This window comes from Tunturiibacter empetritectus, assembly GCF_014201375.1.
GTDB lineage: Bacteria > Acidobacteriota > Terriglobia > Terriglobales > Acidobacteriaceae > Edaphobacter > Edaphobacter lichenicola_D.
The window spans coordinates 579031-598078 of the sequence record NZ_JACHDZ010000001.1; the positions used below are offsets into that span (position 1 = coordinate 579031).

At 58.6% G+C, this 19048-nt stretch carries 18 protein-coding genes; 10 read left to right on the top strand and 8 right to left on the bottom strand.

Going from position 1 to position 19048, the window contains the following annotated elements; genetic code table 11:
- Nucleotides 1-77: 77 nt before the first annotated feature.
- Nucleotides 78-1997 (bottom strand): ribosome biogenesis GTPase Der, encoded by a 1920-nt coding sequence (gene der, locus HDF10_RS02520; protein ID WP_311732640.1) that lies wholly within the window; start codon nucleotides 1995-1997, stop codon nucleotides 78-80.
- Between the two features lie 123 nt (nucleotides 1998-2120).
- Here der and yoaA point away from each other — a divergent pair, with 123 nt between their 5' ends.
- From yoaA to HDF10_RS02545, 5 genes are all read left to right on the top strand, one after another.
- A complete protein-coding gene (gene yoaA, locus HDF10_RS02525) occupies nucleotides 2121-4169 on the top strand; it encodes a DNA repair helicase YoaA (RefSeq protein ID WP_183810131.1) in 2049 nt (682 codons plus the stop codon).
- A gap of 31 nt (nucleotides 4170-4200) precedes the next feature.
- Entirely contained in the window at nucleotides 4201-6000 is a 1800-nt protein-coding gene (locus HDF10_RS02530) for a glycoside hydrolase family 13 protein (protein ID WP_311732641.1), read from the top strand.
- A 41-nt stretch (nucleotides 6001-6041) separates the two neighbouring features.
- Nucleotides 6042-6287, top strand: a complete 246-nt coding sequence (locus HDF10_RS02535) for a hypothetical protein (RefSeq protein ID WP_183810134.1) — start codon at nucleotides 6042-6044, stop codon at nucleotides 6285-6287.
- Nucleotides 6288-6399: 112 nt separating this feature from the next.
- Nucleotides 6400-6780: a 6-carboxytetrahydropterin synthase QueD gene (queD, locus tag HDF10_RS02540; RefSeq protein ID WP_183810136.1), complete on the top strand. Its 381-nt coding sequence runs from the start codon at nucleotides 6400-6402 to the stop codon at nucleotides 6778-6780.
- 59 nt (nucleotides 6781-6839) lie between these two features.
- On the top strand, nucleotides 6840-7523 hold the full coding sequence (locus HDF10_RS02545; RefSeq protein WP_183810138.1) for a 7-carboxy-7-deazaguanine synthase QueE: 684 nt from the start codon (nucleotides 6840-6842) through the stop codon (nucleotides 7521-7523).
- Nucleotides 7524-7529: 6 nt separating this feature from the next.
- Here HDF10_RS02545 and HDF10_RS02550 read toward each other — a convergent pair whose 3' ends face one another.
- Entirely contained in the window at nucleotides 7530-7787 is a 258-nt protein-coding gene (locus HDF10_RS02550) for a hypothetical protein (RefSeq protein WP_183810140.1), read from the bottom strand.
- A 114-nt stretch (nucleotides 7788-7901) separates the two neighbouring features.
- Entirely contained in the window at nucleotides 7902-8786 is an 885-nt protein-coding gene (locus HDF10_RS02555; protein WP_183810142.1) for a hypothetical protein, read from the bottom strand.
- Between the two features lie 44 nt (nucleotides 8787-8830).
- Between HDF10_RS02555 and HDF10_RS02560 the strand changes: the two genes are divergently transcribed.
- The 3 genes from HDF10_RS02560 to HDF10_RS02570 all read left to right on the top strand — a co-directional run bounded on the left by HDF10_RS02560 (nucleotide 8831) and on the right by HDF10_RS02570 (nucleotide 10928).
- A complete protein-coding gene (locus HDF10_RS02560) occupies nucleotides 8831-9010 on the top strand; it encodes a hypothetical protein (protein WP_183810145.1) in 180 nt (59 codons plus the stop codon).
- Between the two features lie 37 nt (nucleotides 9011-9047).
- Complete coding sequence (locus tag HDF10_RS02565; protein WP_183810147.1) at nucleotides 9048-10121, top strand: purine nucleoside permease; 1074 nt, start codon at nucleotides 9048-9050, stop codon at nucleotides 10119-10121.
- Nucleotides 10122-10196: 75 nt separating this feature from the next.
- On the top strand, nucleotides 10197-10928 hold the full coding sequence (locus HDF10_RS02570; RefSeq protein WP_221271369.1) for a hypothetical protein: 732 nt from the start codon (nucleotides 10197-10199) through the stop codon (nucleotides 10926-10928).
- A 48-nt stretch (nucleotides 10929-10976) separates the two neighbouring features.
- Here HDF10_RS02570 and HDF10_RS02575 read toward each other — a convergent pair whose 3' ends face one another.
- From HDF10_RS02575 to rph, 5 genes are all read right to left on the bottom strand, one after another.
- Nucleotides 10977-11456 (bottom strand): DUF1440 domain-containing protein, encoded by a 480-nt coding sequence (locus HDF10_RS02575; protein ID WP_183810149.1) that lies wholly within the window; start codon nucleotides 11454-11456, stop codon nucleotides 10977-10979.
- Between the two features lie 180 nt (nucleotides 11457-11636).
- Nucleotides 11637-12629, bottom strand: a complete 993-nt coding sequence (locus tag HDF10_RS02580) for a tagatose 1,6-diphosphate aldolase (protein WP_221271370.1) — start codon at nucleotides 12627-12629, stop codon at nucleotides 11637-11639.
- A gap of 151 nt (nucleotides 12630-12780) precedes the next feature.
- Nucleotides 12781-13140, bottom strand: coding sequence for a hypothetical protein (locus tag HDF10_RS02585; RefSeq protein ID WP_183810151.1), 360 nt, complete (start codon nucleotides 13138-13140; stop codon nucleotides 12781-12783).
- A 452-nt stretch (nucleotides 13141-13592) separates the two neighbouring features.
- Entirely contained in the window at nucleotides 13593-14927 is a 1335-nt protein-coding gene (locus tag HDF10_RS02590) for a sugar MFS transporter (RefSeq protein WP_260177564.1), read from the bottom strand.
- Between the two features lie 207 nt (nucleotides 14928-15134).
- Nucleotides 15135-15899, bottom strand: a complete 765-nt coding sequence (rph, locus tag HDF10_RS02595) for a ribonuclease PH (RefSeq protein ID WP_183810153.1) — start codon at nucleotides 15897-15899, stop codon at nucleotides 15135-15137.
- A gap of 333 nt (nucleotides 15900-16232) precedes the next feature.
- Between rph and HDF10_RS02600 the strand changes: the two genes are divergently transcribed.
- Both HDF10_RS02600 and HDF10_RS02605 read left to right on the top strand, forming a co-directional pair.
- On the top strand, nucleotides 16233-17237 hold the full coding sequence (locus tag HDF10_RS02600) for a sensor histidine kinase (RefSeq protein ID WP_183810155.1): 1005 nt from the start codon (nucleotides 16233-16235) through the stop codon (nucleotides 17235-17237).
- Nucleotides 17222-18847: a sigma-54-dependent transcriptional regulator gene (locus tag HDF10_RS02605; RefSeq protein WP_260177565.1), complete on the top strand. Its 1626-nt coding sequence runs from the start codon at nucleotides 17222-17224 to the stop codon at nucleotides 18845-18847. The genes HDF10_RS02600 and HDF10_RS02605 overlap by 16 nt, the downstream gene beginning before the upstream one ends.
- The last annotated feature ends 201 nt before the right edge of the window (nucleotides 18848-19048 follow it).

The following is a 19048-nucleotide window of genomic DNA, read 5'->3' on the forward strand; positions in this document are numbered from 1 at the left end:
GTTCCGTGCCGTGAAAGGGCCGCCTCCGTTTCCGGAAGTGGCTTCTCCGCAGTTCAGTCCAGTTTAACTCTCGGTTTCTACTCTGCTTTTTTCTTGTTTCGGGCTTTGATCTTGAACCAGATTGGGCTTCCGATAAACCCGAAGTTCTCCCGGATCTGGTTGCCCAGAAAGCGCTCGAACGAGAAGTGCATTTTCACATCCTTATCCGTGAAGAGCACAAACGTCGGAGGAGCAACCGCACCCTGCGTCATGTAGTAGATCCGGACGCGCTTGTTCATCGGCACGCTTGCCTTTTGGAAGTCTACTTTCTCCAGAAAACGGTTCATCTGGCCGGTGGTTACGCGTTTTCGTCTCTCTCGTGCGACCAACTCTACTTTTTTGAAGACGGATTCTATGTTTTTCCCATCGGCTGCCGAGATAAACAGCAACGGCGCATATTCGAGGTATTTCAACTTGTCCCGAACGTCCTGCTCGTAGAGCTTTTGATCGGCTGGCGGTTTGCCGTCGAAGAGGCGCATGCCATCTTTGCCGGTGCGAGTCATCAGATCCCACTTGTTGACGACGATAATTACGCTGCGTCCGCTCTCGTGCGCATAGCCGCCGATGTTCGCGTCGAGCGCGGCAACACCCTCCGCTGCATCAATGATCAGCAACGAGACGTCCGCGGCTTCCAGATGCTTTCGGGCCATGATGACTGACAGCTTCTCGGCCATCAGCTTCGTCTTGCCCTTCCGGCGAATTCCTGCGGTGTCGACAAATCGGAATGCGTGGCCGCCGCGCTCCACCACCTCGTCGACGGCATCGCGAGTGGTTCCTGCGATGGGTGAGACGATGGCCCGCTGGGTTCCAGTGAGAGCATTCAGAAGCGTGCTCTTGCCGACGTTCGGTCGTCCGATGATCGCGATCTTCGTCTCGCGGCTCTCATACTCACCGTGCGATCGGAGCATACGTGGTCGCTTCGGCGCAGTAACCTCTGACGCTTCCGTCATAAGGGTCGCCGCGGGAGAGATGGAAAAGTCCGGACCCGTCTCATCTTCTTCCGCTTCGTCGTTTTCCGTGAGCATCACTTCCGGCTCTTCGATGTGTTCCTCTGGCTCGGGGAGTACCTCGAAGACCGCATCCAGTAGATCGCCCATTCCTGAACCGTGTTCGGCCGAGATGGGGAGCACATTTCTGAATCCAAGGCGACGGAAGTTCTCCGCCTGTGACTGCATTGCGTCGGTGTCCATTTTGTTTACAGCGAGAAACACTGGCTTTCCGCCGCGCAAAAGCAGTCGCGCAAGTTCGAGATCGGGGGAGGCCAGCTCAGTACGGCCATCTACGACCATCACAATCGCATCGGCCTCTTCCAATCCAACCTTCGCCTGGCGAAATATCTCTGACGGGATCAGAGCTTCGTCGTCCGGTACGACGCCGCCAGTATCGACGATTCTGGCTGCACGGTTCATCCACTCGATCTCGCCATAGATGCGGTCGCGGGTAATCCCCGGCTCATCGCCTACGATCGATCGACGCGAACCCGTCAGGCGATTGAAGAGGGTACTTTTCCCTACATTTGGGCGGCCGCAGATCGCGATCAAGGGCAGTTCGCGCGCGTCGGCGCGTTCGGTCTCGGTGACCATCTGGGAAGCGAGGAGTTCGATATCCCGCCAGTCGTCCTCGATTCGTTCGCGACCCGCGACGTTCGCCGAACGTGGCGTCTGTCGCCCGACAATCCCGTCAGCGGGCCTTTCGAGCTTTGGACGAACTGTCCCCGCCGGCTTTTTGGGGGTTGCTCCGTCAGGACGGATCGCCTTCCGTTTTTCCCGGTCTGGGGACTGCTTGGTGACTCGCGAAGCCTTGTCTACTGCGGCTCGCTTCGTCGAAAGGATCTTCCGTTTCCGCGGATCGATGGCCCCCGTCGTTGGGGTGGACTTCGGGGCACGACCTTTTTTGGGCCGCGTGCTGGCCTGCCTGTGCTTTTTGCCTAACCGCTTTCTATCGTCTTTCTGAGCCACGGAACGTCCAACTTTCTCCCGCGCACGCATCAGGCGGCCAGGCTTATTACGCTAATTCTTCGCTTCCCCCTCTATTATAGAAATTGCAAAGCTTCTGTGCCGCTGATCCTCAAGCAAATTGCCTTGTCTACGACCGCTCCCATCTCGATTACGCCCGCTCAGCCGGAGAATCTGCCGAATCTCCATGATTTCTTTGCTCCCGGCGGCATCCTGTCTCAATCTTCGCTGGCTTTTGAGCATCGTCAAGGGCAGTACGACATGGCGCGAGCCATTGAATCTGCTTTCAAGGAGAAACGTCACCTGATTGTTGAAGCCGGGACGGGAACGGGGAAGACGCTTGCGTATCTTTTGCCTGCTCTGCGGCTAGCCCGAGAGCGGGGCCAGCGCGTCATCATCTCCACTGGCACCAAGAATCTGCAGGAGCAGCTTTATTTCAAGGATGTTCCATTCCTTGAATCTCTTCTTGGGCCGCTCAAGGTCTGCTATATGAAGGGCCGTGCCAACTACCTTTGCCGGCACAAGCTCTATGCGCTTCGGGATAACCCCCTTCTGAATGGTCTAGAAGAGATTGATCAGTTTCACCAAATTGCGACGTGGGAGAAGACGACTGAGACCGGAGACCGTGCGGAGCTCGATCATCTGCCGGAGGCCTCCGCCTTGTGGCACAAGCTTGATGCCCGCACCGAGGTTTGCCTTGGCCAGAGCTGCCCGGACTGGGAGCGCTGCTTTGTCACGGGGATGCGGCGCAAGGCACTCGAGTCGGACATCGTCATCGTCAACCACCATCTTTTTTTTGCGGACCTGAACATCAAGCAGCAGGCGGCGGGCGCACCTGATGCCGGTATTTTGCCTGAGGCTGCTTGTGTCATCTTCGATGAGGCGCATGAGCTGGAAGAGATTGCCTCGAACTACTTCGGCATTGGACTCTCTACTCAGCGCGTTGACGAGCTTACGCGCGATGTAGAGATGATGCTCAAGGCGAAACAAGCCAGCACGTCAGCGATCGAGAGCGCCTGCGCTACTCTCAAAGACCGCTCGCGCCTGTTCTTCTCTGTTCTTCCGACGGATCCCATGGGGATACCGAATGGCGGGGGACGCATGCCCTTCCTTCACCGCGAAGCTTTTCTGGAAGAGAGCGGCGATACCTACACGGCCACCCTGAATGCGCTTACTCGACTCGAAGGCGAACTCGATCATCTCAAGAATGTCGAAGAGGCTTCTGGTTTACGCAAGCGTGCTGCTGACATTCGCGCTCACCTGGCCTTTTTGCTCGAATCGACTGACCGAAACACCGTCTTCTGGATCGAGCGTCGCGTCGCCGGTGGGGTACGGAACTTTGCGCGCGGAGCAGGGCAAGCGAGCTTTCACACACATCTGCAAGCGACTCCCATTGACGTCTCCGAGTTGCTGACTACGTCGCTCTTCGATAGCTACAGCTCTATCATTCTCACTTCGGCGACGCTTACCGTTTCGGGTGGCTTCGACCACATCCGCAAACGCCTTGGCCTTACTACTGCTCGAGAGCTGATCGTCCCTTCGCATTTTAATTACGAAAAGCAGGCGCTGCTCTACCTCCCGCCTAATATGCCCGACCCACGCGAGCCAGATTTTCCCGAGCGTGCGGCCGAGCGCATTCGCCGAGTGCTTGAGATTACGAAGGGCCGCGCCTTCTGCCTCTTCACCAGCTATGCGCAGATGCGCAACACGTACGAGCGACTGCTCGTCGAACTCCCTTATCCGCTGCTGTTGCACGGCACTGCGCCACGTCACGTTCTGCTGCAACAGTTCCGCGATACGCCTAACGCCGTCCTCTTCGGCACCTCCTCCTTCTGGCAGGGAGTCGACGTGCAAGGCGATCAGCTATCCTGCGTCATCATTGACCGCCTTCCATTTGCTGTTCCCTCCGACCCGATCGTTGAGGCGCGGATGGAGGCCATCGAAGCACTTGGCGGCAAACCGTTCTTCGACTACCAGATTCCCAACGCCGTGATTACCCTCAAGCAGGGCTTTGGCCGTCTGATCCGCTCGCTCAACGATCGAGGTGTCCTCATGCTCCTTGACCCGCGAATCCAGCGTCAGCGCTATGGCCGAATCTTTCTCGAGTCTCTCCCGCCCTACCGGCTCACGCAGGAGATTTCTGACGTCGAACAGTTCTTTGAGCACCCCGCTTGACTCACTCGATTGATGCGTAGAGCATAATTCGGTGAAGCCACCCAAACTCACCACCCTCGCTCTCTTCCTGGCTACTTTAGCGCCTATGACCTTGCTTCAGTCACAGAGCCCGACGCCTGCGCCCGCTCTTGTGAATGGCTACCAGCCCGCATGGTGGAAGGAGGCGGTGGTTTATCAGATTTATCCGCGATCCTTCAAGGACTCAAACGGCGACGGGATCGGTGATATTCCCGGCATCACCTCGAAGCTCGACTATCTGCAGAAGCTTGGGGTTAATGTCATCTGGCTCAGCCCGCACTACGACTCGCCTAACGCCGACAACGGTTACGACATCCGCGACTACCGGAAAGTGATGGCCGAGTTCGGCACTATGGCTGACTTCGATACGATGCTCGCCGGGATCAAGCAGCGCCACATGCGGCTCATCATCGACCTCGTTGTCAACCATACCTCTGATGAACACCATTGGTTCGTCGAAAGCCGCAAATCTAAAGACAATCCTTACCGCGACTATTATTTTTGGCGTGATGGTAGGCCCGGCCCCGCTGGCCCGGATGGCAGGCCTGGGATGCTGCCGCCAAACAACGATCCGTCGTTCTTCTCTGGCTCTGCATGGCAGTTCGATCCCACCACGGACCAGTACTATCTTCACTACTTCGCCGTAAAACAACCTGACCTCAACTGGGACAATCCCAAGGTTCGCGAAGAGGTCTACAGTCTTATGCGATTCTGGCTCGACAAGGGCGTCGATGGCTTTCGTATGGACGTGATTCCGCTTATCTCGAAGAATCCGGCCTTCCCGGACCCGACTCCTGACCAACTCCACAACTATGGCAACGCCTATGCCAACGGGCCCCACATGCATGACTATCTGCAGGAGATGAGTCGCAACGTCATGGCCAGGTATGACGTCATGACGGTAGGCGAAGCTCTTGGCATCTCTCTTGAACAGACTCCCCTCATGGTCGGCGATAACCGCCATGAACTGAACATGATCTTCAACTTCGACGCCATTCGCTCCAACCGCGATGGCATCAAGCTGAAGCCTTTTGATCTGCTGACGCTCAAGGCGATCTATGCTCGCCACACGGAAGTGCTCGACACCCATAGCTGGGATACGGTCTTCCTCTCCAACCATGACAACCCGCGCATCGTCTCGACTTTCGGCGACGACTCTCCGGAGTTTCGCGTCCCTTCTGCTAAGTTGCTTGCGACGATGCTGCTTACTCTCCGGGGAACGCCGTTCCTTTACCAAGGCGATGAACTCGGAATGACCAACTACCCTTTCCGCAGCATTAATGATTTCGACGACATTGAAGTCAAGAATGCTTATAAGGCGAACGTTCTGACTGGGAAGGTCCCCGAGGAAACTTTTATTGCCGATCTTCGGCATACGAGTCGTGACAATTCGCGAACTCCGATGCAGTGGGACGGATCTGCGAATGGCGGCTTTACGACGGCAGCCAAGCCCTGGCTTGCGGAAAATCCAAACTACACGCAGATTAACGCCAGCGTCGAAGTAGCCGACCCTAATTCCATCTACAACTACACTCGGAAGCTCATCGCCCTTCGCCAGGCTCACCAGGCCTTTGTTTATGGCGACTACAAAGATCTCGACCCGGAGAACAAATCCATCTTCGCCTACACTCGTACTCTTGGGTCGGATCGATACCTCGTCGTGCTGAACTTTAGCTCAGGCCCTGTAGCCTACACCCTACCTGCCAAAGTCAAGGTAGACTCCCTTGTCCTTTCGAATCTTGACTCCGCGGGTTTTGTTACTGACACCTTCAATCTCGCAGGTTGGGAGGCTCGCATCTACAAGCTGAGGTAAATTCGCGCCTGTCGTTCTCACCGTAAAATAGGACTACTCGCATGGGACGCAACCTCTACATCCTCGCTGGCAGTCTTGTCTTGTTTGCTCTCATCTCTTGCGGTGTTGCGTACACCAACATTGCCCAGCAGCCCGGTTCGCCTGGCGATGCCTCTCTCTGGCGCACAATGGGGCTTGGCCTCTTTGTCGTTGGCCTCCTGGTCGCGCTCGCTGGCATCCTGTCTTCGCTGTTCGAGCAGGCTGAGCGTCGCGACGAAGAGAGCCGCCGCGCCAAACGCCGCCACTAGCCCCGTCCGCCCGCGCAAAACGGTACAATCGAAGAGAGGCTGCCGCCACGTCCTCAGCCCACTCACACACCTCCAGACGCGGCACTGAAAGATCGAAGGGATCTCTAGACTCATGTTCGAAGTAACTGTAGAAGCCGGTTTTTCTTCCGGCCACTACCTCCGTAACTATCGGGGCAAGTGCGAAAACCCGCATGGCCACAACTATAAGGTCTTCGTCACGCTTATTGGTGAAGAACTCGACGAGGCTGGCATGCTGCTTGATTTCAAGCTCCTAAAGCAGGTGATGCGCCCGACTGTCGACTATCTTGACCATTTCATGATTAATGACCTTGCACCCTTTGACAAAGAGATCAACCCCAGTGCCGAGAATCTTGCCAAGTATTTTTACGAACAAACAAGCAGTCAGCTTCATGAGATGACCGGCGGACGCGTCCGCGTGAAAGACTGCACCCTCTACGAGACCGACACGAGCTTTGCCCGCTACTACGAGTAGTGAAGCTCATGGGTTCGGCCAATCTTCTCCCTTTGCCATTGAAGTATTTTCGACACGAAATGCATTTAATCGAACTTTACAAATCCGTCCAGGGCGAGTCGTCGTTCGCTGGCCTCCCATGCATCTTTGTGCGCCTTGCGGGCTGCAACCTTCGCTGTGCCTGGTGCGACTCCGAGTACACTTTCTCGGGCGGTAAGGGGTTCACTGCCGATGAGGTCGTCGCGCAGATTGAAGCGCTTGCTCCTTGTCGTCTCATTGAGGTTACGGGTGGAGAACCCATGCTCCAGGCTAAGGAACTGCTGCCGCTGATGGAGCGACTGCTGGCGCAGAACTACACCTTGATGATGGAGACCAGTGGCGAGCGTCCTTTGGCGGATGTTCCCAAAGCGGTTCACAAGATTGTCGACGTCAAATGCCCCGGGGCGGGCAGCGCAGCCAATAGCTTTCGCATGGAAAATCTCGACGCGCTCACGAAAAATGACGAGGTAAAGTTCGTTATCTCAAATCGAGCAGACTACGATTTCGCACGCGACTTCATCCGCACTTACGCTCTCCACGAGAAGGCTGGCCAGATTCTTTTGAGCCCCGCGTTCAATAAGGCTCCTAGCTTGCTCCGAACAACTGACAACGCCATTCTCGACCCTCGCATCCTCGTCGAGTGGATGATGGCCGATGGAATTGACGCTCGTTTGTCACTACAGATTCACAAGTTCATCTGGGAGCCGATCAAGAAAGGCGTCTAGCTCGAATCAGTTCAGCAGGGCCAGCGAACACAACGACGTTATCATCGTAATCAGCACGACCGTCTCGTATCCATGTCCTTTTTTGTCGCGGGTCTTGGGCCTCATCTCGGACTTCATCTCGAAGACCCGGGCATTCTTGCTTTGTCGCTCGGGCTTCGGTTGCTTTCGCATCGTCCTCCTACAACACTCGACTAAAGGAATCCAAGCGGCCATCACTGCAAAGAAAGTGATGGTCACTACAACTGCAGCAGTGTCTTCTGACATATCAGGCTCCTTCCTTGCTTATGCGAGATAGTGCAGGCAGTCCAACTCTCGTTACAAGGGTCTCCTCTGTCACTGCGTTAGCATTTTTGGTTGGTCGATAAACCGTGGTCGAAGCTAGTGTTGAATCAATTGAGCATTTTGGAGCTTCGGGACTGCGGCCAGCAGGATAGCCAGATCCTGTTTCATGTAGTTCAGCCGCACCTGCAGGTCATACAACATCGCTTGCCGGTCATCCAGATCCGCAATCGTTTGTTTGATCTTCTGCCCGGGCAGGCTGGTCAGATGGTTGATCTTCTCCTGTCCAGCCGCCGAATCCACTGCGGGAATGCGTCCCACATCTTCCCAGCTACGAATAAGCCGATCCTGTCGTGATAGTCCATCTACGTCATTTGGCGCCGTCGCATTCATAAACGAAGCCACGATCGGAGGGTAAACGTTGTTGACGTCCGAAGGGTGCGAGAAGACCTCACTCAGCATATTGCTCGGCACCTGCAGCTCACGCGTCTCCCCTCGACTCGCCTTCAGCCCCATAAGGCTCAGCGCTACGGTCGCAGTTCCGGCCAAAACACCGGTCACAGCCGCGGCGTTATCATGTACCGTAAATCCCAATGCAGAGCTTGCCGTCGCCAGCGTGCCTCCAACTCCCAGGTTGATCAAATTGATCTTATTCACTTTGGAATCCCGCCGTCCGCTCAAATAATTCTCAAGCTCCCTCGTCTCGCCAATCTCCGCGGCTATCTGGCCGGCTGCCGCATCCACCTGCAGCGACGCCGCCGTCACCTGCAACAGCACCTGCTGCTGCAGCGACATCAGTTCGAATTGATGCTCGACGTTGGGCTGAGCCACCAACTCCTTCATGCGATTGAATATTGGCAGCAACCCGGTCGTCTCCGCCATCTGTTCTGCTGAAAGCGGCAGCTCCATATCGGCCGCTATCCTGGGATTCTGGGCGATCGCGCTGTAACTCACGCAAAGTATCGCCGCGACAGACAGAGTCATTCTGTGCCAGTTTTTGTTGGGCGTGCGGAACATGGCGCCAGTCTATGCCAGCCGGTGACGCACAAGATTTCTTTTCAGGTATTTTTTTAGGCGCCGAGCCGCCCATGCACAACTTTCGCATCGCCTTTCAGCCAGCTGGAGATTCGCATCTCTCGCTTGTTTATCCGGTCTGGGTCATCGTCGTCCTCTCGGCGCAGTCACTCTGCCGTTGTTTCGCCGCATGAAGCAGCGCAGCGCAATCCCTTTGCGATACCATCGCCTATGCGCCTCATTTTCACCGTTCTTCTGCTCGCAACCATCTCCTGTGCAGCTTCTCGAACCAGCGCGCTAAAGCCTGTTGAGATCAAAGTAGTCATCATCAACATGTTCGAGGTCGGCGCCGACAGTGGTGACGCCCCAGGCGAGTATCAATACTGGGTTGAGCGAGAACACCTCGATACGGTTATCCCCTTTCCCGCGGGCTATCACGACCTCCGTCTCAATGAAAAGAACGGGATCCTCGGCGTGTTGACCGGCGTTGGAACCGCCCGCACCGCCGCAACTATCATGGCGTTAGGCCTCGACCCACGCTTCGACCTTACGCATGCCTACTTCCTCGTCGCCGGCATCGGTGGCATCGATCCTCGTATGGGTTCGCTCGGCTCTGCAGTCTGGTCTGACTACATCGTCGACGGTGACCTCGCCCACGAGATTGACGCACGGGAGATTCCCAAAGACTGGTCGACGGGATATGTGCCGCTTGGCAAATCCACTCCGTATGAGCAGCCCCGCACTGCCCGGTTTGGTGACGACGGCAACATCTATCATCTCAACACCTCTCTAGTTGACTGGGCCTTCGCACTTACCAAGGACACGTCGCTTCCTGACACACCAGCAATAGCGGCTCGCCGCCGGCAGTACGCTGAAGAAGCGGCACATCGCCCTCCCTTTGTTCTGCGAGGCGATAATCTTTCTGCCTCAACCTTCTGGCATGGCAAACTGCTCAGCCAGTGGGCGCGGGATTGGGTGAAGTATCAGACCGATGGCCACGGCACCTATGCGATCTGCGGTATGGAGGATACCGGCACCATGCAATCGCTCACCTGGCTTGCTCACGCAGACAGGATCGATATCAACCGAGTCCTTGTACTTCGAACTGCGTCGAACTTTGATCAGCAGCGGCCTGGAATCACCGCAGCCGAAAGCCTCGGCGAAACCAAAGTTCGCCAGTACAGCGCGTACCTTCCCGCGCTCGACTCCGCTTATCGCGTTGGCCATCTTGTAGTGGACAACCTGGTTGCCAACTGGTCGCAGACTCGTGATCACATCCCTGCCGGCACTGGCCCGGTAAAATAGGCTCTGGAGCCTACACTGAAGATCCTTATTCTCTCTCCGCACCGTGATGACGCTGCGTTCTCACTCTCGCTTGCCATGACTCACTGGCTTAACGCGCGCCATACTGTGACGCTGCTCAATGTGTTCACGCGCAGTCGTTATGCTCCTTACTCGGATGCGGCGTTTGTGCACGAGAATGATGAGCTTTCGTACGTCTCAGCCATGCGTCTGCGTGAAGACGAGCTTTTCCTCCGGCGGGTGAAGGAGTCCTTGCCGAAGGGGCTGAAGAACAACCTTCACATGCTTGATCTGAACCTCAAGGACGCGCCAATCCGGCTCAGAGTGCCGCTCGATCAGTTGTGTGCGACTCCGGTGAACTCTGCCGACCCCTCGATAGAAAAGATTCGTAAGGCTCTCGCGCGGCAATCCGAACTAGGCGCGATGGAAGCGCTTGTCGTTCCGGCGGCTGTGGGCAACGATGTCGACCACCTCACTGTTCGCGAAGCGGCGGTGCCGTTTACTGCTGCGCTTCCGACGGCTTTCTATGAAGACCTGCCGTACCTGGCTGCCGATGCTTCTGCTTCTGAGGACCTCGAGGCACTGAGAGCGACTGCATCGAAGTCTGGCAGTCCGCTTACCGCGGTTGTGCTTCCTGCGGACGAAGCTTCAGACGACGCGATCGCTCGCAAGCGAAAGCTAGTTCTCAACTATGCCTCGCAGATTGATGACGAGGCGGGCGCCGTCATCAGCGGCTTCGCGGCCAACTATAACGGTGGTGAACGCCTCTGGGCCAATCAACCCTGGCTCGCCTGCTTCGCCTCGGAGTGAGTTGGTTTGGCTGGTGTTGGTAGATGTTGCGATCTAACCAACATTTTTCTAGCCCAGCATCTTTCTTACTACTCGGCGGACTGTCTCGGTGACCATGCCGTAGACGACATAGGTGGCCATCTCGCTGGTGCGCTCGCGGGTGGTTTGATCTTCTGGTGCAGCCGAAAGACCTAGCGCGGGCAGTGCTGTGCCGTTGGTCAGGGAGGTGAGTGCCATTCCGAAGCCTGCGCCATCCTTGGCTGTAGATTGCGGGTAGTACTCTGCGAGGGCTCCGTAAGCAGCGCCGGTTAGAGCTCCAAATCCCCAATGGAGCTTCTCTGCCGCGATCTCTTTCTGTGCGGCTGCCAGCTCATGTCCGGCCAGCTTCTCGGCCAGCAGGGCGAAGGGTTCCGGTTCTCCGTGAGTGCGTGGGGGATAGATCTTTTCGGCAAATGACTTTGCTGCTGTTGCCACCAGGCCGCCAATCAATCCTGCCAGCAGGCCTTTCGCCAGCGACTTTGTTACTGGTTTTTTCTGCGAGTGTTTCATTCGTTGAACCCCTTCTGAATTTATCTAGCTTACGATGCGCGCGAGGCTCCTTCGGGGGTGTCGAACGAAACATCTTTCAACGGCAGCTCGTTTTTTTACTTGATGCGGTGGACGATCGCTGCGGCAAGGCAAAGGCGCTGCACGAATGCAGCGCCCTTTGTGATCCGCTTCGCTGACAGCTTACTTCGATTCGACTTTTTCGTGCCAGGAGTGGGCTTGTTTGAGGGCGTTGTTGACGTTGGTTATGTTTTCTACGCCGGTGGTGTTGAGCCAGTCTTCGAAGGCCTTGGCGCCCTGCTTGGCGTAGATGGCGATGCCGTCCTTCCAGGTGGCTCGTCCGCAGAGGACGCCGTTGAAGCTGGTTCCGGATTCGACGGCGAGCTCTAGGGTTTCGATGAAGACGGGGTTGGAGACGCCGGCCGAAAGATAGATGAAGGGCTTGTGGGTCATGGTGGCGGCGTCGCGGAAGTGCTGCAGGGCCTCGGCGCGGGTGTAGGCCTTCTCGCCTTTGAAGGACTTGGTGCCTTCGACGAAGGCCATCTCGACGGGGACTTCGACCTTGAGGACGTCGACGTGGTATTTGTCTTTGCCGAACTCTGCCATGGAGCCGGAGACGATCTCTGGCTTCTTCTTGGCGTAGGCTATGGACTTTTCGTCTCCTCCCTCGGCGTCGTAGCCGACGAACTCGAGAAAGAAGGGGATGTCGTGGGCGATGCACTCGGCGCCGATGCGCTCAATCCAGGCCTGCTTGAGATCGTTGACAGGCGACTTCTCATAGGGGGTGTAGTAGAGGAGGATCTTGATGCAGTCGGCGCCGGCTTCCTTGAGGCGGGCTACGCTCCAGTGGTCGAGGAGGTCGGGGAGGCGGCCGGGGGTGGTGGCGTCGTATCCGGTCTTTTCGTAGGCGAGCAGGAGGCCCTTGCCGTTGCGGTGCTTGGAGGCGGGGAGGCCGAACTCGGGATCGAGGAGGATGGCGGTGGCGTGCTTGGTGAGGACCGAGGTGACGAGGGTCTTGAACTCCTCGAGATCGTGGGCGTCAGCGGCTGCTCCGCGCTCTTTGGCGAGGGACTTCTGGAGGGATCCGCGCTGGTCCATGGCGGCGGCGGCGATCACGCCACGATGGTCGGAGACGGCTTTGAGGCCGGCTAACTTTCCTGGTGTCAACTTGATCATGGGGTGCTTGTCTCCTGAGAGGGTTCGAGTGATGGAAGGACTACGAAGGGCCATTTTACACAGCGGAGGATAGGTTCGGTGTGAAGGGCGAGGGCGGGTGGAATGGATGGGAAGACTTCCCGCTCTTTTTGATACGGGAAGGCGGAGATGGTTACGGATGGGATGCTGTCTGGGGCAACTCGGCGTCATTGCGATGTGGATTCGGCGGGGTGGCGGCTTCGAGGAGCGCGGCGTTGCCGGAGGCCATCTGGAGGGCGATGAGCAGCTGTCCGGCGCGCCTGGTGCTGAGCTCTCCGTTGGCGAGGGCGGAGATAACGAGAGACAGGGCGGACTGAACGGACCTGCGGTCGGGCACGGGCGGCAGCTTGAAGTTGCGGTTGGTGCTGGGGAGGGCTGGCGGGCGGCGCTGGTGGAGATGCTGATGGAAGTAGCACCAAACTTTGCCGGTGAGGGCTGGGGATTGGCAGCGGCATCCGTTGGGCTTGAGGTGGCGGCAGAGTGGGAATGGCATGTGTCCTCCAGGGGGGACCCCCCTCCTATTACCCGCGCGTAAGTTGCTTCTTTTGCTGGAGATAGGGAGGGTGGGGGTCTGTAAAAACGAGATAACAAAAGGGTTGGCTGCAGATTCCTCTTAACAAAGGAGTTAGGGTTGACGGTTAAATGAAAAAGCCCCGGGAGCGGCCCCGAGGCTTGTGTTCCGATGCTGTCTATAGTTTATCAAATGCCAGGGAACTGATACGCCACGCGTAAGCTGTTGCGTTGGTTTGGTTTAGCTGGGGTTTGGGCTTGACAGGATCTTTCGGGTTCCCGGTTGTCCTGCTTCGCGACCACGAATGGCTGCGCTGGGTAGGGTCTATCACTCCCACCCTTCGCGGTGAGACTGCGAAGGGTGGGGCTCCCGATCGGTTGGGGTTGGTGAGAGAAGACCGGGCTGGCGTGCGAGGCGGTGTCGGGTATGGCGGCTTAGTGACCGGCTGGGGCGTGGGAGGGGTGCCTGGGGTCTTGATTGATGTCTGGGCGGCGTGAGGCGAGGAAGCCGAAGAGGGCGATGTAGACGTAGCAGACGGCGGGGATGATGAAGGCGTGCTGGACGCCGACGCGGTCGGCGAGGTGGCCTTCGGCGAGGGGCAGAATGGCGCCGCCGACGATGGCCTGGACGAGCAGGCTTGAGCCTTTGCTGGTGAGTTCGCCGAGACCGGCGAGGCCGAGGCTGAAGATGCTGGGGAACATGATGGAATTGAAGAAGCCGATGGCGAGGACGCTGTAGAGAGCGACGGGTCCTCCGGTGGCCATGGTGGTAAGGACGAGGCAGAAGGCGATGAAGGCAGCGGCTGCGAGGGCTTTTCCGGTGCTGACGTAACGCAGGACGTAGGAGCCGATGAAGCGGCCGATCATGGCTCCGCCCCAGTAAAAAGAGACGTAGTGGGCGGCGGTGCGCTCGGGGAGGTTCATGATGTGGGGCAGGCCGAGGTAGTTGATGAGGAAGCTGCCGATGGAGACCTCGGCGCCTACATAGACGAAGATGCCGAGGGTGGCCATCAGAAGATAGGGGTGCTTCCAGATGCTGCCGGTGGAGCTGCTGGCAAGTTCACCGGGGCGGAAGTCGCGGGTGAAGTCGGTGGTGGGGAGCTTGATGAGGCCGATGGCGACGGCGAGGACGAGGAGGGTGAGAGCGATGCCAAGATAGGGCAGGCGGACAGAGGATGCCTGTTGCTCGCGGTAGGTCTGAAGGGCTGCGGTGGAGAAGGATTTGAGCGTCTCGGGTGAGGCCTGGATGGCGCCGAGGATGAGCGCTCCACCGAAGAAGGGAGCGATGGTGGTGCCGAAGGAGTTGAAGGCCTGGGCGAGATTGAGGCGGCTGGCCGCGGTGGCGGTGGGGCCGAGGTTGGTGACGTAGGGGTTGGCCGAGACCTGAAGGCAGGTGATGCCGGCGGCAAGGATGACGAGGGCCGAGAGGAAGAGTGGGAAGGACGCGGTGCTGGCGGCGGGAAGAAAGAGCAGCGCTCCGCAGGCCATGACGATGAGGCCGATGACCATGGCTTGTTTGTAGCCGCGCCAGTCGACGAGTTTGCCGGAGGGCATGGCGAAGATGAAGTAGGAGGAGAAGAAGGCGAACTGGACGAGCAGGGCCTGGCCGTAGTTGAGGCTGAAGATGCCTTTGAGATGCGGGATGAGGATGTCGTTGAGACAGGTGAGAAAACCCCACATAAAGAAGAGTACGGTGGCGATGCTCATGGCGCGGACGTCGGTGGCCTGGGGGTCGCGGGTGGTGGCGGTCTGCTGGGTGGTTATGTTCAATGTTTTCCCTGCCTGTGCGAGTGTGTCATGTCGGCGACACAGATTCTACAGGTTTGGAGTACGGTGATGCGGATTTAGTCACAAGGGGCTGCACATTCAGCTGGTCCTGCGGGACGGGCGCCCTGCGCGGCGGCGGTCACTTCGTGACTTGTATACCTTTTCTGGTGGATCTGGCGGCTTGGGTCTTCCCTTTGGTCGGGATGTGGCTTACGCTTGGCCTTCCTGGTCCAGGATCTTGCGCTGCGCGCCTAGCAGTTCGTGTATGCCCTTTTCGGCGTAGTCGAGCATCTGGCCTAGCTGGGTGCGGGTGTAGGAGTCGTGCTCGGCGGTTGCTTGCGTTTCGACTAGGCCTCCGTTGGCCAGCATGACAACGTTCATGTCGACGGCTGCGCGGGAGTCCTCTTCGTAGGCGAGGTCCAGGAGGACATGGCCGTCGACGATGCCGACCGAGGTGGCGGCGACCATTTGTTTGAGCGGGGATGTTTTGAGGGTGCCGGCTTTGACCAGCTTGCCTAAAGCGAGAGCCAGTGCGACGCAGGCTCCGGTGATGGCTGCGGTGCGGGTTCCGCCGTCGGCCTGGAGGACGTCGCAGTCGAGGATGATGGTGCGTTCGCCGAGAGCCTTCATGTCCACCACGCTGCGGAGGGATCTTCCGATGAGGCGCTGGATCTCGTGGGTGCGGCCGCCGACTTTGCCGCGTTCGCTCTCGCGTGCGGTGCGGGTGAGGGTGGCGCGGGGGAGCATGCCGTACTCGGCGGTGACCCAGCCGCGGCCGGAGTTGCGGAGCCAGCCGGGGACGCCCTGCTCGATCGTGGCGTTGCAGAGGACGCGGGTGTTGCCGGACTCCATGAGGACGGAGCCTTCGGCCATGGCGATGTAGTGCGGGGTGATGCGGACCTGGCGGAGGGCGTCGGCGGGGCGGTGGTCGGGGCGGAAGAGCTGGGGGGAGGGTGTGGCGGTGGTTACGGACATTAGGGAATTATAGTTGCGAGGTTTTTCGCGGGATGGGAGGGTGGCGTGTGAGCCCTTTGGGGGAGTGTTCCGAAATGGGATTGGTTCCATAATGGGAAGCCTGAATTGGATTGGTAGTTTGTTGTGGATTTTGCGCGAGTGGGGGATTTCGAGTTCGTTCGGTTCCCATATTGGGACGGTGCTCGATTTAGATGGACGAGGTGGATTGAAGGCGGTTCGGATTGATGTGGAATCACTTAGGAAGGGAGTTCCAGTTTGGCACTTGAAGTGATTACAGAAGTGCATCTGCTAGGTTACTAAGCAGGAGAATGGTGGATTTACGGAATGCAGGCAATGCAGAGCAGTACTGCCTCGGGGCCAGAGATTTATTCAGGGAAGTTTGCGGCGCTTCGCCATGTGACACGCCAGATGGGTCTTGGTGGCTCGGCAATGCCGACGGTGCGGAAGACGGTGGATGCGCCAGCTGCTGCGGATGCGGAGGCGATTGCGGGTGTGGCGATTGCGGGTGTAGCGGAGGGCGCGGGACTGGCGCATGACGCGGGAAATCTGCTGGGGGCGCTGAGTCTCTATTCGGATCTGCTGGCGCTGCCCGGAGTGCTGAATGAAGAGCACAAGGAATATGCGACCGAGCTGAGGATGTTGAGCGATCGCAGCTGGGCGATGATTGACCGGCTGGTGAATCATGCGCGGGCGGGACGGTCGACGAAGGTGCAGGGCGAGTTTGCGGTGCTGCCGGATGTGGTGGATCGTTGCAGAGGGTTGCTGAGCCGGGTGGCGGGGCGGACGGTGGAGATCTCTTATGGCGTGGGGGCGTTTCAGGCGGTGAAGGTGCCGGTGGAGTCGGTGGAACGGATTCTGACGAACCTGGTGAAGAATGCAGCGGAGGCGACGCCGTGGGTGGGAGCGATCTCGATCCATGTGGAGGGCGTGCTGCAGCAGGCGGAGAACGAAGGGGAGGAGCCGCGGCGCCGGGTGGTGATGACGGTAAGCGATCGTGGTTGCGGGATGGATAAGGCAGCGGTGCGGCGGTTGATGCAGACCGGCGGGATCTCTTCTGCGAATGGAAGGGGGCTGGGCTTTCGCGTGGTGCGGGAGCTCGTGGCTATCTCGGGTGGAGCTCTGGAGATCGAGAGCCAGCCTGAGGTGGGGACGAGCATTTCGGTGGAGTGGAGTGCGATGAAGCGGCTGGAGGCGGTGGTCGAGCAGGAGAGGTTTGCGATGGAGGAGTTTGAGATGACGGGGCCGGAGATGAAGGGGTCGGAAATGCAGGGAATAAGAATGAACGATTCGGGAGTGAAGATGGTGGTACGGGGAGAGGCTGGATGGATCGCATGCTAAGGACGGCGGGTTTCGAGACGGCGGTAACAGGAAGCAGTGGCGCGGGAGGTGTTTCGGTGTTGAGCGAGAGGCTGGATGGATCGCAGAGGAGAGACGATGGGGTCGCGGATTCGCCGTCGGGTTTGCTGGTGGGCGTGTCGCCGGTCTCTGCGCCGGATGCGAGAGCGCATGCGGTGAGCTCAGCGGAACATTTGGGGCTGCTGCATGTGCTGGTGGTCGATGATGATGAGGCGGTGCGGAAGGCTTGCTGCCAGATCGCTGCGGGGATGGGGTTTGAGGTGGTGGGCGCGGAGAGTGCCACGGCGGCGCGGGCGATTCTGAAGCAGAGGCGGATCGATCTGTTGCTGCTGGATCTAAAGCTGCCGGGCGGTGGTGGGCTGCCGCTGCTGGAGCAGGTGAAGGCGCTGCATCCGGAGATGGCGGTGATTGTGATGACGGCGTTTGCTACGGTGTCGTCTGCGGTAGAGGCGATGCGGATTGGCGCGGGAGATTATCTGACCAAGCCGTTTGCGCTGGAGGAGCTGACCGCGGTGCTCGAGCGGACAGGGCAGCGGTTGCATATGGATGTGCAGAGCAGGCAGCTGCGCGAGAGGCTGCGGACGCAGCAGGGAATGGGCGGGCTGGTGGGCCGGTCGCCGGAGATGGAGAAGCTGTATCGGATCTTGTCGAAGGTGGCTTATTCGACGCATCCGGTTTTGATTCTGGGCGAGAGTGGGACGGGCAAGGAGTTGGTGGCACGGTCGATTCACTTCAATGGGCCGAATGCGACGAAGCCGTTTGTGCCTGTGGACTGCGGGTCTCTGGTGCCTACGCTGATTGAGAGCGAGTTGTTCGGGCATGTGAAGGGAGCGTTTACGGGAGCGGATCGCGCGAAGGACGGGTTGCTGGCCTCTGCCGAGGGCGGGACTGTGTTTCTGGACGAGATTGGCGAACTGCCGCTGGATCTGCAGGCGAAGCTGTTGCGGGCGCTGCAGGAGAAGGAGGTTCGGCCGGTAGGTGCGACGCAGGCGAGGCCAATCTCGGCGCGGGTGCTGGCGGCGACCAATCGTGATCTGGCGACGATGGTGGAGCAGGGGCGGTTTCGCAAGGATCTCTACTTTCGTTTGAACGTGGTGAATCTGCGGATTCCTCCGCTGCGGGATCGGCGAGACGATATTGCGGTTCTGGCGACGCACTTTCTGAAGCAGATGGAGAAGGAGACGGGAGTGGAGCGAAGCTTCTCGGACTCGATGTTGCGGACGATGGCGGAGTATGACTGGCCGGGCAATGTGCGGGAGCTGGAGAATGCGATTGAGCGGGCGTGTGCGCTGTCGTCGGGGCCGGTGCTGCACCTGGGCGATCTGCCGACACAGCTGCAGAACTTTCGTATGCAGCAGGGCCCGGCGGTCCATGCGGTTGAGGAAAACGGGATGGAGCGGAGTGAGACGGGTGGCGCTTCGCAGGGCGGCGGGATCGTTTCGATTGCGGAGATGGAGAAGCATGCCATTCTCGGGACTATCCGGCAGTTGAAGGGCGATAAGCTGATGGCGGCGAAGCTGCTTGGGATTGGCAAGACGACTCTTTACCGGAAGCTGAAGGAGTATGGGATTACGGAGGGGATGGGGGATTAAAAGACTAGTCCTGCCGGACAGGCCCACTGCGCGTGGGGCGGTCACTTCGTGACTTGTATACCCCTTCGGTTGGCGCTCCCTTTGGTCGCGAGGTAAGTTGATTCCGACCAGCGGGAGGACACGCGAAGCTTTAAAAAGGCGTGCGAACGCCCGCCCTCCGCGCAGGAGGCCCGTCCGGCAGGACAGCTTCTAAGCAACCTC

Coding starts and splice junctions, on each gene's coding strand:
- HDF10_RS02535 (WP_183810134.1), top strand. CDS start 6,042: ATGGGACGCAACCTCTACATCCTCGCTGGCAGTCTTGTCTTGTTTGCT.
- queD (WP_183810136.1), top strand. CDS start 6,400: ATGTTCGAAGTAACTGTAGAAGCCGGTTTTTCTTCCGGCCACTACCTC.
- HDF10_RS02545 (WP_183810138.1), top strand. CDS start 6,840: ATGCATTTAATCGAACTTTACAAATCCGTCCAGGGCGAGTCGTCGTTC.
- HDF10_RS02550 (WP_183810140.1), bottom strand. CDS start 7,787: ATGTCAGAAGACACTGCTGCAGTTGTAGTGACCATCACTTTCTTTGCA.
- HDF10_RS02555 (WP_183810142.1), bottom strand. CDS start 8,786: ATGACTCTGTCTGTCGCGGCGATACTTTGCGTGAGTTACAGCGCGATC.
- HDF10_RS02560 (WP_183810145.1), top strand. CDS start 8,831: ATGCCAGCCGGTGACGCACAAGATTTCTTTTCAGGTATTTTTTTAGGC.
- HDF10_RS02565 (WP_183810147.1), top strand. CDS start 9,048: ATGCGCCTCATTTTCACCGTTCTTCTGCTCGCAACCATCTCCTGTGCA.
- HDF10_RS02570 (WP_221271369.1), top strand. CDS start 10,197: ATGACTCACTGGCTTAACGCGCGCCATACTGTGACGCTGCTCAATGTG.
- HDF10_RS02575 (WP_183810149.1), bottom strand. CDS start 11,456: ATGAAACACTCGCAGAAAAAACCAGTAACAAAGTCGCTGGCGAAAGGC.
- HDF10_RS02580 (WP_221271370.1), bottom strand. CDS start 12,629: ATGATCAAGTTGACACCAGGAAAGTTAGCCGGCCTCAAAGCCGTCTCC.
- HDF10_RS02585 (WP_183810151.1), bottom strand. CDS start 13,140: ATGCCATTCCCACTCTGCCGCCACCTCAAGCCCAACGGATGCCGCTGC.
- rph (WP_183810153.1), bottom strand. CDS start 15,899: ATGTCCGTAACCACCGCCACACCCTCCCCCCAGCTCTTCCGCCCCGAC.
- HDF10_RS02600 (WP_183810155.1), top strand. CDS start 16,233: ATGCAGAGCAGTACTGCCTCGGGGCCAGAGATTTATTCAGGGAAGTTT.
- HDF10_RS02605 (WP_260177565.1), top strand. CDS start 17,222: ATGGATCGCATGCTAAGGACGGCGGGTTTCGAGACGGCGGTAACAGGA.